Origin of the sequence: Arthrobacter sp. NPDC058097 (assembly GCF_042884885.1) — a bacterium.
In the GTDB taxonomy this organism is placed as follows: Bacteria; Actinomycetota; Actinomycetes; order Actinomycetales; family Micrococcaceae; genus Arthrobacter.
Genome location: NZ_JBHVSZ010000009.1, coordinates 228,948 through 242,998, shown reverse-complemented (window position 1 = coordinate 242,998; position 14,051 = coordinate 228,948). Strand labels below are relative to the sequence as shown.

Annotated in this window: 14 protein-coding genes; 7 read left to right on the top strand and 7 right to left on the bottom strand. The window is 60.9% G+C overall.

The features are described 5' to 3' along the window. Positions 1-77: 77 nt before the first annotated feature. From ACFVTE_RS16975 to ACFVTE_RS16960, 4 genes are all read left to right on the top strand, one after another. A complete protein-coding gene (locus tag ACFVTE_RS16975) occupies positions 78-428 on the top strand; it encodes a DUF4913 domain-containing protein (protein ID WP_387102289.1) in 351 nt (116 codons plus the stop codon). A 295-nt stretch (positions 429-723) separates the two neighbouring features. Further along, positions 724-2,469, top strand: a complete 1,746-nt coding sequence (locus ACFVTE_RS16970; RefSeq protein ID WP_387102288.1) for a hypothetical protein — start codon at positions 724-726, stop codon at positions 2,467-2,469. A 50-nt stretch (positions 2,470-2,519) separates the two neighbouring features. After that, entirely contained in the window at positions 2,520-3,437 is a 918-nt protein-coding gene (locus tag ACFVTE_RS16965) for a hypothetical protein (protein ID WP_387102286.1), read from the top strand. Between the two features lie 69 nt (positions 3,438-3,506). After that, positions 3,507-4,370 (top strand): hypothetical protein, encoded by an 864-nt coding sequence (locus tag ACFVTE_RS16960; protein WP_387102284.1) that lies wholly within the window; start codon positions 3,507-3,509, stop codon positions 4,368-4,370. 1,509 nt (positions 4,371-5,879) lie between these two features. Here the strand turns inward: ACFVTE_RS16960 and ACFVTE_RS16955 are convergent. Together ACFVTE_RS16955 and ACFVTE_RS16950 are read right to left on the bottom strand one after the other, a co-directional pair. Further along, entirely contained in the window at positions 5,880-6,671 is a 792-nt protein-coding gene (locus tag ACFVTE_RS16955; protein ID WP_387102283.1) for a peptidase M56 family protein, read from the bottom strand. Further along, positions 6,668-7,270 carry an RNA polymerase sigma factor gene (locus ACFVTE_RS16950; protein ID WP_387102281.1) on the bottom strand — a complete coding sequence of 201 codons (603 nt, stop codon included), beginning with the start codon at positions 7,268-7,270 and terminating at the stop codon, positions 6,668-6,670. The genes ACFVTE_RS16955 and ACFVTE_RS16950 overlap by 4 nt, the downstream gene beginning before the upstream one ends. 111 nt (positions 7,271-7,381) lie before the next feature. Here ACFVTE_RS16950 and ACFVTE_RS16945 point away from each other — a divergent pair, with 111 nt between their 5' ends. Further along, positions 7,382-7,927 carry a hypothetical protein gene (locus ACFVTE_RS16945; RefSeq protein ID WP_387102280.1) on the top strand — a complete coding sequence of 182 codons (546 nt, stop codon included), beginning with the start codon at positions 7,382-7,384 and terminating at the stop codon, positions 7,925-7,927. 133 nt (positions 7,928-8,060) lie between these two features. Here the strand turns inward: ACFVTE_RS16945 and ACFVTE_RS16940 are convergent, their stop codons facing one another. The 3 genes from ACFVTE_RS16940 to ACFVTE_RS16930 form a co-directional block, all read right to left on the bottom strand. Next, positions 8,061-8,333: a DNA gyrase subunit A gene (locus tag ACFVTE_RS16940; protein WP_387102278.1), complete on the bottom strand. Its 273-nt coding sequence runs from the start codon at positions 8,331-8,333 to the stop codon at positions 8,061-8,063. A gap of 398 nt (positions 8,334-8,731) precedes the next feature. Beyond that, the gene (locus tag ACFVTE_RS16935) at positions 8,732-9,136 is read right to left on the bottom strand and encodes a VOC family protein (RefSeq protein WP_387102277.1); all 405 of its coding nucleotides are present in this window, start codon (positions 9,134-9,136) and stop codon (positions 8,732-8,734) included. 1,826 nt (positions 9,137-10,962) lie between these two features. Next, positions 10,963-11,151, bottom strand: a complete 189-nt coding sequence (locus tag ACFVTE_RS16930; protein ID WP_387102276.1) for a hypothetical protein — start codon at positions 11,149-11,151, stop codon at positions 10,963-10,965. 521 nt (positions 11,152-11,672) lie between these two features. Between ACFVTE_RS16930 and ACFVTE_RS16925 the strand changes: the two genes are divergently transcribed. Both ACFVTE_RS16925 and ACFVTE_RS16920 read left to right on the top strand, forming a co-directional pair. Next, positions 11,673-11,939 (top strand): hypothetical protein, encoded by a 267-nt coding sequence (locus ACFVTE_RS16925; RefSeq protein ID WP_387102274.1) that lies wholly within the window; start codon positions 11,673-11,675, stop codon positions 11,937-11,939. A 145-nt stretch (positions 11,940-12,084) separates the two neighbouring features. After that, entirely contained in the window at positions 12,085-12,375 is a 291-nt protein-coding gene (locus tag ACFVTE_RS16920; protein WP_387102273.1) for a hypothetical protein, read from the top strand. Between the two features lie 227 nt (positions 12,376-12,602). Here ACFVTE_RS16920 and ACFVTE_RS16915 read toward each other — a convergent pair whose 3' ends face one another. Beyond that, positions 12,603-13,445 (bottom strand): hypothetical protein, encoded by an 843-nt coding sequence (locus tag ACFVTE_RS16915; RefSeq protein ID WP_387102271.1) that lies wholly within the window; start codon positions 13,443-13,445, stop codon positions 12,603-12,605. A gap of 75 nt (positions 13,446-13,520) precedes the next feature. Continuing rightward, positions 13,521-13,904 carry a hypothetical protein gene (locus tag ACFVTE_RS16910; RefSeq protein ID WP_387102270.1) on the bottom strand — a complete coding sequence of 128 codons (384 nt, stop codon included), beginning with the start codon at positions 13,902-13,904 and terminating at the stop codon, positions 13,521-13,523. Between the last annotated feature and the right edge of the window lie 147 nt (positions 13,905-14,051).

The window sequence follows — 14,051 nt, the reverse complement described above, 5'->3', positions numbered from 1 at the left end:
GTCTCGGGACGTCGACTACAGACGTCCCGAGATACCGGCTACACCCCCGGTCTACCGCCCAGTGATCACCTGCCCCAATGGTGGAAGCACGCCGAGCGATTAGCGCTCCGGAGGCCTATGGCGGGCCTGGGAATTCCTGTGCCAAGGACGGCACCACCGGGATGAGCGTGTGGTGGCGCGACCACGCAGACCACCACATGTCCGTTCTGCGCTCAACCGATGGCCTGGTCAAGGCCTGCACCCCAGACGACGGCCACCGCACCAAACTCACCCCTCTACCCTGCGAGGAAACACCCGCAGGCCTGTTCGAAAACCGGGGGATGTCAGCCAAGCTCGAGGTGACCATGGTTGGGGTCAATCCGGGTTATCCACGACTAGGAAATCGGGAGCCACCCGGAAGCTCCCTCACCAGGAGTAGCAGTGGATAACCCATCAGGGTTGACCCTGGCTGCGGGCAGCGGGAGCAACAGTCCGGACGGACGGTTCCGGTGTGAGCGCCGAGGAGGTGCCCGGACGGCGACCCGGTCGGCTGCTGATCCAGCCGTGGACTGCCTATATACTCTGGTGAATCGTTAGACATGTTGGGGGAATTTCGTGGGCCGTGCAGTACGCGCTGTCATCTCTGCAGGTCTTGCCGCAACTGTCGTTCTCTCAGGGACGTTGGCGGCATCTCCTGCCATTGCGGTCTCGTCGTACCCCTGCGGAGCAGAATCATCGGGGACCGTGGGCACCCTCGAATCCTTGGCTTTGCAGGGAACCGTCATCGCCGGCGACGAGTTGCGGATGCAGCTCAGGATTCGATGCGAGGGGGAGCAGCAGGCCGTCCTGGCCTACGTGCATCTCACGTTTGAAAACGACCAGGGCATCATCACGAGAGTCAGCGTCAATAAGGCCGGCATCGAAGCCGGGGCACCCGATGGTGCGGCCACCATTTACACCGTGACCATTCCCACGACGGAAGGGGCGTTGCCGGAAGGGCTGCAGCGGCTCATCTATGTCACCCCGGTGATGGAAAAGGTTCCGCGCTTCCCCAGCGGAGCCCAGCAGCCGCTGTATTCACGGACCATCGCCCAGCCCTACTTGTCGGTGGACCGCCCGGCAGGATGGGAAACGCGGGTGGGTCATCCCACCCATGCTGCCCCGAAGCCGCAGGTGCCGTGGGCGTTCAAGGCAGGCGTCCCGGCCGAAGTCCGTTTCCCGCCCTGGGGTGCGGGAGCGGCCTTGAGCTATCGCTGGCTCCTGGAGGACGGGACCCAGGTGGCCGACCGGAGAGAGTACATTCCGGCAGCAGGCAGCGTCTCCCGGGTCGTTGTCACCGGGACGTGGCCGGACGGCACGGTCCACCAACGGTCCTCAGAGCTGGTCCGCGCCGTCGAGGGCGTCGGCGGATTCAACGATGTGACCGTTGGGGAAGCACTGCCCTACAGCTACAACGCTGTCCGGGTTGCCCGGACCGCCCCGGATCAGAGCACGAAGTCCGGCTGGTACCGTCTGCGGTCTGACGGGGGTTTCCCGTTAACGCCGGAAGCTGCACCCGATTCCTGGTTTCCGAAACCCACGGATGTGGGGCAGAGATTCCAGTTCATCGAGGCCGGCGTCCGGGCAAGGGGCGCTTCCCCGGTAATCACCGTCGCTCCGGCGCCCCTCCCGGGGGACCGGCGCAGCGGCTACCTCCAGGGCGACACCCTCGTGAACACGGTGGCAGAACTGCAGCCGCGCCTCCAACCCGGCTACCGGCTGACCGCTAACAATCCCTGGCCCGGCGGGCAAGTAACCTACGCGTGGCTGCGCAACGGGCAGACTGTGCCCGGGGCGACCTCTCCCGCGTACACCCTCAAGGTGACCGACGCCGGAGCTACCCTCCAGGCAGTGGTTCGAACGGACAGTCCTGGCTACGTCTCCAACGAAGCCAAGGCCTCCGCGGTGAAGATCCCGCTGGTGAAACTGAGCTCCGCCGAGCCGCTTGTCTCCGGAAGCGCACGCGTCGGAGTGACCCTGCGCGCGTCTACCCCCGGGTGGACCGCAGGGACAAGATTCAGCTACCAGTGGCTTCGTAACGGCCAAGCCATTCCGGGCGCCACAGGCTCCACCTACACTGTGCCGGCCAGGGATCGTAACGCAGTCCTGCAGCTGAGGGTCACAGGCACACAGACGTTTTACACCACGGTCACCAGGACCGGCGCCCAGCACCTCATCAGCTACGGAATCCTAACCGCCCCTACACCCTCCATCACGGGAATCCCGAAAGCGGGACAGATCCTAACAGCCCATGCCGGGGCATGGACTCCCGGAACACAGCTTCGCTATCAGTGGTACCGGAATAACCAGGCAATCAGGGGCGCCACCGCAGCCACCTACCGGCTCGGAGCCGTTGACCGGGGCCAAGCTATCCAAATTCAGGTGCGCGGCAGCAAGGACGGGTACATCGGCGCGTGGCGGACCTCTGCGCTAAAACGCGTTCAGTCCTAATCGCGAGCACATCCGCCTATGTTGACTACGATTGAACCACCACGCACTCAATGACACCGAACCATCAGCAGATCCTCGGCCTCCTGGCCCACGCCGAACCGGGATTTCTCGCGGGCGACTTTTCCACGCAGTTCGACAAGGCGACAGGCAGGGACGGCCGGGCCGGCTCGTTCCGGTACTTCCCCGAGGGGTTCTGGGACGTCACGCTCGATGACGGCACCCGCGATCTCATGGCGCCCTGGGGCATGCGCGTCGAGTTCGAATCAGGCGAAGTCGAGGAGGCTCCTCGCAGTGGGAGGACGCCGCCAGGGCACCCTCCATGGTCGCTCGTACTGCCGCATCGCTCGACATTCCTGGGCCGCGAACATGACAGCTGGCAGATCGACGACAGCAGGCCGGTCGTAGAGGAAGCTGACGGGCTGACCGTGGTGCTGACTAACCGGGAGGACCCCGCCTTTACGGGCACCCTGACCGTCAACACCGACACCTGCACCATCAGCGAGGTCGATTTGGGCTACGTGGTGGAAACACTGTCCATCACCCGCACCGAGCCCAACGCTGAGGACCTTGCCGCGCTCGAGTACGTCAGGTCCGCCGTGCCCCGGTTCGATGATAAGGATGTTGAGGTCAGCGGATTTGCTGTGGAACTCATGGTGGGGCTCGGTGATGTCGGTTCCGTCCGGGTCGGGAGTCCGGGACCGGACGCGACCGTCTTCCTAGACGTCTACGACGGCACTGAGAACGTGCGGGAGTATCGCTTCGCCCAGTCCCTCACCGAGATCGAACACGCCATCACCATCGACGACGAGGCGTGGCACTCGACGTGGCCAGACTGGTCCTTGACGGCGGCGTCAGTCGCCATGTTCTCGGTGCACGTCCAGGAAGCCATCGACACCGCCCCGTCAGGCGCCACCGTCCTCCGACTGGTGCCAGAAGGCGTCATTGCCGTGGGGGATACGCCGGAGTGACGTGGACACGGCCCGGCAACTTTCGCGTTACTGAGGAAGTAGACTCGCGCTCAAAACCCAGGAGCAACGATGGATGAATTCAGGACAGTAACGCACCGGCACGGTCCCGTCCCGCCGGTGTTCGGCGCGGTGTCGGGGGCCAGCTTGAGCGCTTTGGCATTTGTCGACCCGGCCAAGCTCACCACGCGACAGCGTCGCGCCTTGCACGCCGCCTCGGCCGTCCTTACGGGTCTCAAGATCGCAGCGATTGTCGACCGGAACCGGACCATCCTGGTGCCGCTGAACGTAGTCGCCGGGCTCGCTGCGGCGGCAGTAACTCTCCGGTTCGCGGAAGCCGGGGACGCAGCGGAGTTCCGCATGGTCCAGTGGCTTGCCGCGGCCGGCGTCCGACGACCACGCCGATGGCTGGCGGCTGCATCAGCTGCTGCGGCCTTGGCAGCAGTGCTCGGAGACCTGGCCGCGGCGCCGAAGGAGGAGCGCGAGCCCGCCTCGTTCGAAGTACCCGAGCAGGTCCGCCCACTGACCCCGGCAGTGCGTGACCTGGTCAACGCGATCCTCACGGCAGCCGTCGTGCCCGGCGCAAACGCCCTCCTGGCCCAGTTGGAGAAAGCCGAACAGGTCCACTGGGACGAGGACCTGGGTTCTCCCGCTATCTTCAACGTCCCGGACGATGTGCCCCGGGCGGTCCCGCACCAGCAATGTTTCCCCGTTGTGGCACGGTTCGAGGCGGAGAGCGGCCTCCCGCTTCAGGTGATGCTGCACGTCCGTGACGGCAAGCTCGAGCACCTCGACATAGACACGTTCGGCGAACCCGAGGAGCCGCTGGACGAAATCCCGCGCCGCTGGCCGAATCTGGACGAAGTGCAGTTCTTTATCGACGGAGCGACCGGAACCCGGCTCCCGGTCGCACCCAACACACCGGCCAGCGTCTGAGGGATTGCCCCCGTCTGGGCAGGGGACCCAGTTGGCGCCCTGACGGGTCGTGATCGGGTTCAGTTTCTCGGCTTCCGTCCACGTCGGCGGCCCGTCCGCCAGCCGGGCAGGGCCGTGACCAGCGCCTTCGCCTTGGCCTCATCCAATTCGCTGCGGTGCAGCTTGGCCCGCTGGTAGTGCAGCCAGACGCCGAGGCAAGGAGGCCTACATCACCTCAACAACGATCGCGATGCTTATGACGCCGATCGTGTATGCAGTGGCCTACGTGATCATGCACGCGTTGAGGTAAACCCGACAGAGGCACCAGTGCCACTCCGCCTCCTGCTGGGCGCTGTGCAGCACCAGCAGGAGCGAGTGGCAGGCAAGTGCCTACGACAGCGGCAGGACGACTCTCTGGTCATTGACCAAGTGGCTCCGCTAACGGACGGGGGCAGGATCGAAGGGCCGCGGGGCAGAACGGCGGCCACATCTGCCAGATCGAAAAATAGCCGCTCCCCGCTACTCGCAGCACGCTGTCCAGCACACCGGCCAGAGAAACTACCTCAGCCCTCACCCCTCCCGAAGCAGCCAAGCACATCCGTCGCCAGCATCGTTCCTGGACCGCCGTATCAGGGATTCATCATCGGAAACGTGCACAACTACGAGGAGTAGCATCCGGCGTGACCCGCCAGCTTTTTCTGGAGCGCGCAGGCGAGGTACAACAGCGGTCTTGGCCGCAATGCTGTTCAAAATATCCCCAACACTAATTCTGATCGTGCGACGTGAGACCGTCGGCCTGATTGTTCACGCAACACTAGCGGCATTTACGTCAGGTCATACCGGTAGGCTTAACTCGTGCCACAGGCCAACGCCCTATGAAGACCTTCAACGCGACGTCATAGGCAGCGGCACTGGTAGCTGACTTAAATGCGTGAAGCCCGCGCCAACGGGCTCCAGCAAGTCCTGAGTCAGTCGGATCGAGCCGTTGACAACCAGGTTCGTATTTGAGGAATACACACCTAGGTTATGTCCTGCTGCCCCCTCGCAGCCAGTCCCGCCCCGGAAACGGCTCCTTTCATCAAAGAAAGGACGGCCGCCATTGACTCAGAAGTCTAAGCGTCAGCCTTCATGGGCAATGTTCAGTTTCATCGTGAACGTCATGCGCCTGATCTTCACCCTGCTCCGCCCCTGGCAGTAGCCAACTGATTGCCGGGGCCGGCTAGGCCCCGGCAATCAGACCTTTGCATGATGGGCCACCCGGACCACCTTTCCGCGGCACGGAGCTTGGGGGCGGGGAACGTCTATTCGCCTAGTTCCTCTGCGTCCTGCCCCCACAGGGGCGACAACTCAGCGAGGGGCATAAGAACGACAGCCCGGAAACAATGCTTCCAGGGTTCCGTGCTTCCTCTAGCGGCACCTATTGCTTTCCCATGCCTGGTGCCGGCGCCCCAATTGCGGGCACGCTGACGTCTCACAATCCTAGTGATTCGAGACGGTTAGGTTTCGAGACGCCTAATAGGCGGGAAACGTCTATGGTGACGGCGAGGGGTTGGCTGGCACTCCGCCGCCGAAGCCTGATGCCTGGAACGTGCCGACTTTGGTTTGTCCGTCGCTGAGGTAGACGGGGAGCTCCCGCGGTGTCGGAATGCTGAAATTCTTTGCCGCGTCTTCGGGATTGGTGGGCGCGGGTCCGGCGCTGAGCTCTTCGGCATAGACGTAGCCGGAGACGCCGTTCGAGGCGATGACGGCGATCAGGTCCGGTGTCCCTTTTTCGGAGCTCTCGACACCGTATGTCTCACCTTTGGCGTTGATGCCCCACTCCGTTCGTTCTTGTTTGACGTATCTCGCGGTGAGTTTCCAGCGGCTTTCGGGTTCCGTCCTGATGGTCACGCTGTGCTGGCCCGGGGCAAGGCTGATGGTGTAGCCGGACCAGCCGGCGGTGGGGCTCGCCGCGTCAACGTCCGAGCAAGTGCTGGCGGCTCCGTCGGGCCATTCGAAGCGGCCGGCGGTGAGGCAGGTGAGTTCCATGGCGATGCCGGTGGTTCCTTGGGGCGGTTCGCCGAGTTCGACGGTGGCTGTTCCGGTGTGAACTGTCGTTGAGGGTGAAGCCAGTGGGGTCGTGTTCTCACCCCCGGGGAGCGTAAAGAGACCGGCGGTTGCGGCTCCGATGCCACCCAGGAGGCCCGCGCCGGCCAGTGCCCCGGCACTGAGCCACAGCCGTGCCTGCCTGCGGTTCCGGGCCGGAGCTGTTTTTTGAACCCGGGAGACAAGTTCGGCTTCGAGTGCCTTGCTGAAGCGCTCATCCACGCGCAGCTCGTTCATGACAGTTCTCCCTCCAAAACCGGAGTTGCCGAGGTAGTGGCGCGATGTTCATCCGATAGGGCGTTCTTCATACGTTGGCGGGCACGGTGCATCCGTGTTTTCGCTGCACCCGGGGTGAGGTTAAGGACGGCGGCAGCGGCGGAGATCGTGTATTCCTCGAAGACGACCAGACTCACCAGGTGCACGTCCTGGACGCTCAGCGTGCCGAGGGCCCGGGCGACATTCTGGTCGAGAATATCCTGCGCCGCCCCCGACAGGTCTTGGGCAGAGCGGTCTGCTTCGTCCGTTCGGGGGAGGGCGTCCAGGAGCCGGCGGTAGCGGATGGCTGCGCGTCGGCGGTTGCGTGCGGCGTTCGTGGTCGTGACAAGTAACCAGGGGAGAATCGATCCTTCTACGATTCGCACGTTCGCCCGGCGCCGCCATAGCTCTAGAAAAGCTGTGGCCATGATGTCCTCGGCCTCGTGCCGATCCCCGCTTAGCCGGTAGGCGTGGCGGAAAACCCTGTCACGATGCCGGGCGTAGAGCACCCTGAAAGCCTCACCGTCGCCATTGATGCTGCGGTTCCAAAGCCCCGCCTCGTCGGATTGAACGTTCCCCATGCCCTGTATTGTCCGCGACCGCCCGAAAGGTTACACGCGACCGAAAAATCTTTGGGGGAACGCACGGCGGGACGATGGGAAGAAGTTCGAAACCGTCAGTACGCTGGCCTGATGAAGGATGCAATCCGCTTAGCTCCTGGGTCGAGCTCGCTTGACCGTATGCAACCTGACGGTGAGTATCGCGTTGATTTCTACGATGTGCTGGTGAACGACCGGTCGCTGCGCGAGCTGATTGTCGTCCCGGAGGAGTTGGCACCGCTCGAGTTTGGGGCGACTTCTTTGCGCGATGACCTGTCACCGAGGGTGGCAATTGAGCAGTTGGACCAACTTCTGGGCCGCAAGTCTGGGGACTTTAGCGACGGGCGCGTCGCCTTGTATCTGTGCCCGATCGATGGTGACTTGTGGTGCGGTGCTGTGAGCGTCGAGATAGAGCGAACGCCTAAATCTGTGACTTGGCAGAAGCTGGGGTGGCAGACACCAGAACCGTTAGACGGACCTGATATTGACCTGTTCTATAACGAGTCCTTCACCTTCGATCGCCGGCAGTATGAGGACGTGTTCGAGGCACTTCGCTCCAGGTACGTTGAGCGAGCTTCGCCATCAGCAGTCGTGAGTGACTTCGTCCGGCGTTGTCTAAGGCGCCTAAAGCTCATTTGAATGCCGCCTAGGAACCTCAACGGGGCCAGTTTCCTTGGTCTACTCCAAAGGGGAAGCTGGAAGTCGGATCGCTGAGCCGCGGCAACTCTATCGGAGGACGAGGAACTAGTGATCGTCGGAGAACAGGAGGTCCTCAGCGGCCATCAGGCAACTTTGATCTAAGTTCTTCTGCCTCGGAAGCGAGCCTCCGGCGGTGCTCGCGGGTGAATCTTCTAACCTGCATGTCAAGGACAGCACGGGTGCCCAACTCTCCCACACCCAACAGTTGACCCACCCGACGTCTTGCCTCGTCCACGTCCTCTGAATCCTCAATCATCTGAAAGACCTCGTCACGCCGATCCACCGCCCGTAACAGGGCATCGACGATCATCAAGTGGTCCCTTATCCGCCGCTCATCCTCATTCATGCGGCGATTCTTGCACGAACCCTCCACGGCACAGGCCGCTGGGTCTAGACCATGTTTCCCCGGTAGCCCTTCACAGCATGACGGCTGGCGGGGCCGAGAGGGTCTGCCCATGTTTCTCAGCGTGATCCAAAATTGATGTCCGAGAGCCAGGCCCGGGCTTAGGGTGTACCCATGAAGCCCCGGGGAATCCTGGTCACAGCCCTGCTAATGGTGGTGGTTGTTGTCGCGATCATTATTGCTTGGATGGTCTGGCGCCCGGAGGTAGGCGGAGCATCCTGAAAGCTGCGGACAACTGCTCCTGTGATCGACCTCAATCGGGCCGGTTTTCTTGGTCTACTCCAAAGTAGAAGCTGGAAGTCGGACGGTTGAGCGGCAAACCATCCATCGGCGGCCAGGAACTAGTTATTGGCGACGAGCTCGAGTTCGAAGCCATCGGAGTTCACGAGATAAGCGGCGTAGTGGTCGGGACCGCCTGCGTACGGATATTTGTCCACGAACAACGGGCTCCAACCATGACGTCCGCTCTCGCTAGCCAAGGCGTCTACGCTATCTCGGCTCCCGGCCTTGAACGCCAAGTGATTCAGCCCAGGAGCGGTCCGTTGATGTTCTCGGCTACTCAGGTCCGGAGATTCTTCCACGACGATGTAGGTGGAAACCAGACGCCAGCTGGTTCCGCTGCCCCAGTTCTGATAATTCTCGTATCCCAAGTTGGACAGGATCCAGCCCCATTCATCCTTCGCGCGACGGAGATTCGGTACCCACAATTCGATGTGGTGCAAGGCCCCTTTAGAGTCATCGTTCACGTTACGAGTCTTTCACGTGTCCAGATCCATCCCGCTCAGGGCCAGTCACATCGTTCCTTGTGCGGAAAGGACGTCCAGCTGATCAACCCTTCACGGCACAGGCCGCTAGGTCTAGTCCATTTTCTCCCGTCAGGAACCCCAGGCGGACGCTTGCATGGTGCCCAGACATTGTGCTTTTCCGGCGCGAAATGGCGCTGCTGAGCGTAGCATGAGGATCTCGCCAAAGGAGGTCAATTTGGGGCAGGAATCGTTCCTTCCAGAGTGGGCAATTCCAATCCTGGTAACTCTAGGGATCTGCCTTTTGATCCTAATTGTGCTGATTCCAATGGCTGTGGTCCGCACTCAACGGGGGAGCGCATCCAGTCAAAGCGGAGGCATCCAGGTTGACGGCGTAAGGGCATCTAAGTCTCTCGAATTAGAGATCTCACCCGATGCGCTGCGTGAAAGAATCCACGCGATCGTCCACAAGGCGAAGAGGTTTTCGCGAGCTGAGGAGACCCCAGACGGCGTGGACGTCTTTGTCCGCGCCAACATATGGACCTGGGGTGAGGTCATCGAAGTGAGATTCGCTGAGACGACGAATGGCACCCAGGTCCTCGCAACATGCCGTCCTCGAGTCTCAACGACGCTTTTCGACTATGGCCAAAGTGGCAGTGATCTAAGCCTGTTTGTCGACTTGCTGATACGCCAGACGGAGTCCGGCCATCGCGGCTAAGGCATCTAATCCACGGGGTCAGTTGAGTCATGGACCGAACCCTTCACGGCACAGAAGGCTAGGTCTAGTCCATGTTTGGTTTCGTATCCGGCAACTGAACCGTTGAAACTGGAATCATTGGAGCTGCCGCTAGGCTCGATAAGCGCAGGTAATGGCGGTCGGAAGGGAACGCGGTCTATGGGAGATGAAGCCAGCTTTCATCAGCTGTTTGTCTCCCGCGTTGCCATGTTTGCCTTTTTTCTGGTGTCCCTCGGCGTTGTGATTTCCGAGGGTTTAATTCCCTTGTCGACATCATCCGGCACCGTGTCCGAGGAGTTGGTCTTCTGGAGTTGCATCGGCTTGGTTGTGCTCTGGTTTAGCTGGCGAAACTGGAGGCTCGGGGTCCGTGTTACATCTACTCAAGTCCACATAAAGGGATTGTTCCGCGATAGGAAGATCGCCCGCGAGAGTGTTGTGGACGTAACCGCGTTGGGTCAGCTGGTCTGGATAGCCCCAACTGGCAATGTACGTGTGTCCCCGCTGATCGCATTTACCGATCTCGCTGGCGGCCTCGCAGGAATCGTCCGCGAGCATAATGCGCGAACGCTGGCCCGGCTGCGAGAGCAGCTTGTTGGGCCACCTGCAGAGCGGCCTGAATCTGCCGCGTCCGGAGAGGACCGCAGTTACGACCCTCCCACATACCGACGCCGACGAGACCGGAACGGGCCCGCTCAGCGCGCCGGCCGAAGGAATTTGTTTCGGGATGGTTGGCTCGCGGTCCTCCATCTTCTTGGCTGGAGTGTGGCTGCTGCAGTAGCAGGCTGCTTGGCCGTAGAGCCCGCCTTGTGGCTCGCCGGGCACAACGCAGACGTTCTCCGTTCGACCTTAAAGCTTGATCCCTACACCGAAAGCAGTGCGATACAGGCCGTGATTTTTTGGGGCGTCGCTGCCGCTGCCCTTGCAGGGAACACAATCCGATTGGCGTACCTCATGTTCCGCCCTGGGCGAGGTTGAGTCCTTGTGATCCCGGCCTCGGAACCTCTCACGGTCAAGCCGCTAGGTCTAGGCCATGTTGCCCCATCGGGAACCCTTCATCGGCGGCCCTTCGCAGGGTTTCCCACCTCATCAGACTTCAGTTGTCCCATGGGAAGGCGACATTCACAGCCATCAGTATCCCGAGAACAATAAACCCAATTCCGCCGACAAGTGCAGCTATTGATATCCCTCGAAGTAGGCCGTCCTCCTTCTGACGTACCCAGGGAGCCGTGTGCACGAAAGACACCAGAAAGCCGGCGTACCGGTTCCTGATGAGGATCAGCATTACGCCAATCATTACGACGGCCAGAACGGTAAGGGTTCGCACGGTCAGCGTCCTCCGAGCACCCCGACCACAACGGCAACGACGCCGACTAGGCCCATGATTGAGCCAATTATTCGTATGCGCGTGATATTCCGGCGTTGATATGACGCCTTGTCAGAGTCTGGCCGTAAGTAAAGGTGGCTGTTGGTGGCAAACCTCGATAGAGGAGCAGAAATCAGCCAAACGAAGACGCCCGCCGCAATGCCTACAAAGCCGAAGATAAATACACCTGGCATGGTTACCTCGTTTGTGCGCTTCACTGATCTGTAAAAACTAGGGGACACCACGCCGTCCTGCAAGCAACCCTTCACGGCACAGGTCGGTAGGTCTAGTCCATTTTCCTTAGGGTAACTGGACGGGGACTGTCTTCGGTACGACGGGTGCCATGAGCGGCATGCGGGAGATCGGACCCTTTTGAAAGCCAGGTGGCTGCTTGGAGCTAATTGGCAGCTCTTCCTTTTCCACCTGTAGTCTTCCCCCTCATGGGCAGTCATTCAGGAGCTCCTGCTGGAGGAGAGCAAAGAGTACCGGTCGAGCAAGTACTCAATGGGTTGGAAGTGCATCCGCTCGAACAGGGCGAGACAGCGCTGGAGGCCTTCATCCTCCTCAAAGTTCTGGACCGTGATGGTGACACTTCCTGGTCCTACCGAACCACTAATCGGCTCAGTCGTGAGGAATTGCTTGGAGCGCTAACCGTGCAAGTGGATGTACTACGCAAGTCGCTTCGCGATGAATGGGACGACGACTAAGGCGAGATGCCTCCTCTGTCTAGGTGGCGCGGTTGCCACCTAAACAGAACCCTCTGCGGTGCGTGCGTCAAGAATTCAAGGACGTAGGCAAGGGGACGCTGACAACCAGGTTCCCAAGCATAGTCAAGGGCTGTAGCCTCAGCTCATGAACGAGGCTAAGGGGCCCAGGAGGTTGCAGCCCAGGATGACCCGCGGCGGCTTTCGCTTCTTATTCGTCGCTTGGACGGCCACAGCTCTATTTCAGCTGGTAGTGCTGATCCTCTTTTGGGTGGCAGGGAAACCGTGGGAATTGGCCAGCTATCTTTGGCTCGCCACGATTCTTGTCGCTTTGGGCGGCCTCGCATTTCTGCTCTATGTACGCCGTAATGACAGGCCCTTCTGGGACGAAGAAGAAGCCCGCAGAGCTGAGTGGGACCGGCGGGGACGGGCACTTTAGCGGCCGGCGAATCTGCCGCGAAAAACGGTCCATCTCCTGTTCCGATGCTCGTGGCCGGCGATTCAAGCACCCTAGACGAACCTCAACCGGGCCAGTTTCCTTGGTCTACTCCAAAGCGGAGTCGGAGAGGTCGGATCACCACAAAACAGGCGCGAATCGAGAAGCGTCCGCCCAGGCGGGCCGCAGGGGGAGGGCGCCAAATCCGAGGTTGCAGCAGGTCGTCAAATTCAGCGCGTATTGAAATCGGACACGTCCACGCTGGCGATTCCTTGGGCAAGTTGTTCCTGTTTGCCGGTCTGCACGTGAACGCCCCAATCCCGCTCCAGATAACGCACGGTCCGGGCCGCGACGTCCTCCGGGGACCGGCCTTTGATCATCCAGGCGATGGCCCGGTCGACTTCAGTGTCGTATTCAGATTCGGGAAACCAAGTGCCTCCAAAGCCGAGACCCGCAGGATCGGTCTCAAGGAATACCCGGCGAACAGCCAGCCTGATTCTCGGGATCCGCGTGTCCATCGGGTCATCCTCCTTGGGTAGTCTCCATCCCCACTGCCAGGGCCAAAGCATCTTCTGCTTCGGTGGTTCCCAGTCTGGGACGGCAGCGAGTAGGTCGGCGGTATCGCCCAGCACTTGCTCGTACTCCGACAGCGTGAAGGTGTAGATGCCGAGTTCCTCGATAGGGTCAGTCAGCTTGAAGCCGTCTTTCCACGCCCAGTCGCTCCACGTGATCGTCGTTGCTTCGCGTTTTATGCGTGCGCCAATGCCGAAGCAGTCCAGATCGCCGCACTTACAGATGTACATGGCTGAACGGCCGTCCTCGTACTCCGGAGCATCAAGTCCAAGCAGACGATTGACTTGTTCGTCCAGGCTGAAGTACTCGCTCCCTGGCTGAAGTCTGGTCGGCAGCCGGTCTGAGCCATTCCCCAGAATGCTTTCAATAAGAGCTTCACCGTCAACTAAGAAATCGAGAAAGGGGATGGGTACTCTCCGGCTGCGGCTTTCCGAGGTGTAAGTCTCCATAGTCATCAACGACGGCTGCAACGAGAGCTTGTGCCGATGCGCTGAGGTCATGCATTTAGTATCTACGAGGCACAGTGCCACGCAGGTGATGCTGACGGTTGGAAAAACCTTATGTGGTTCCTTTGATCAATCGGGAGCATCCGTGCCGTCAGGAGATGGCGGCATGAGAAGGAACGTAGCGGCTGCAAGTAGAACCGCGAGCAAACAAAATGTCGTGGTCACCGCGAAGCCGGCTTTTGGGTCGCCAATATAAGCACCCATATTGAGGCCGGCAGGAAACCACGCGACGGGCCAGATTAGAGCGCTAAACCAGCTTCCCCATCTCTGGCCGATCCGCAGCAGCAGAAAGCCAATAGCGGCGAGCAGCGCTGTGATGAGACCGAGGCCAATCACGATCACCGGGCCGCGTAAGACGTCACCATCGACAGGACCTACATAGCGCGCAAGTCGGCTGGGCAATTTCATGGAAACGGCCGCGGCCAGGACCAAGCCTCCGACAACCAGAGCCACGTTAAGAGCTTGCGTGGTCTTGAATGCTGCTCGGCTGAGTGCGAGTCGTGACTGCTTAGAAGCCAATCCTCATCCCCCCGCTGAACGTGCGCCACGCTATTAGGAAGCTATCTGACCATGAATACTCGGTACTATCCAGAGAACAAA

What these genes read in the sequence shown, in the direction of transcription:
- ACFVTE_RS16975 (WP_387102289.1), top strand. Translation starts at nt 78, where the DNA reads ATGGTGGAAGCACGCCGAGCGATTAGCGCTCCGGAGGCCTATGGCGGG.
- ACFVTE_RS16965 (WP_387102286.1), top strand. Translation starts at nt 2,520, where the DNA reads ATGACACCGAACCATCAGCAGATCCTCGGCCTCCTGGCCCACGCCGAA.
- ACFVTE_RS16960 (WP_387102284.1), top strand. Translation starts at nt 3,507, where the DNA reads ATGGATGAATTCAGGACAGTAACGCACCGGCACGGTCCCGTCCCGCCG.
- ACFVTE_RS16955 (WP_387102283.1), bottom strand. Translation starts at nt 6,671, where the DNA reads ATGAACGAGCTGCGCGTGGATGAGCGCTTCAGCAAGGCACTCGAAGCC.
- ACFVTE_RS16950 (WP_387102281.1), bottom strand. Translation starts at nt 7,270, where the DNA reads ATGGGGAACGTTCAATCCGACGAGGCGGGGCTTTGGAACCGCAGCATC.
- ACFVTE_RS16945 (WP_387102280.1), top strand. Translation starts at nt 7,382, where the DNA reads ATGAAGGATGCAATCCGCTTAGCTCCTGGGTCGAGCTCGCTTGACCGT.
- ACFVTE_RS16940 (WP_387102278.1), bottom strand. Translation starts at nt 8,333, where the DNA reads ATGAATGAGGATGAGCGGCGGATAAGGGACCACTTGATGATCGTCGAT.
- ACFVTE_RS16930 (WP_387102276.1), bottom strand. Translation starts at nt 11,151, where the DNA reads ATGCTGATCCTCATCAGGAACCGGTACGCCGGCTTTCTGGTGTCTTTC.
- ACFVTE_RS16925 (WP_387102274.1), top strand. Translation starts at nt 11,673, where the DNA reads ATGGGCAGTCATTCAGGAGCTCCTGCTGGAGGAGAGCAAAGAGTACCG.
- ACFVTE_RS16920 (WP_387102273.1), top strand. Translation starts at nt 12,085, where the DNA reads ATGAACGAGGCTAAGGGGCCCAGGAGGTTGCAGCCCAGGATGACCCGC.
- ACFVTE_RS16915 (WP_387102271.1), bottom strand. Translation starts at nt 13,445, where the DNA reads ATGACCTCAGCGCATCGGCACAAGCTCTCGTTGCAGCCGTCGTTGATG.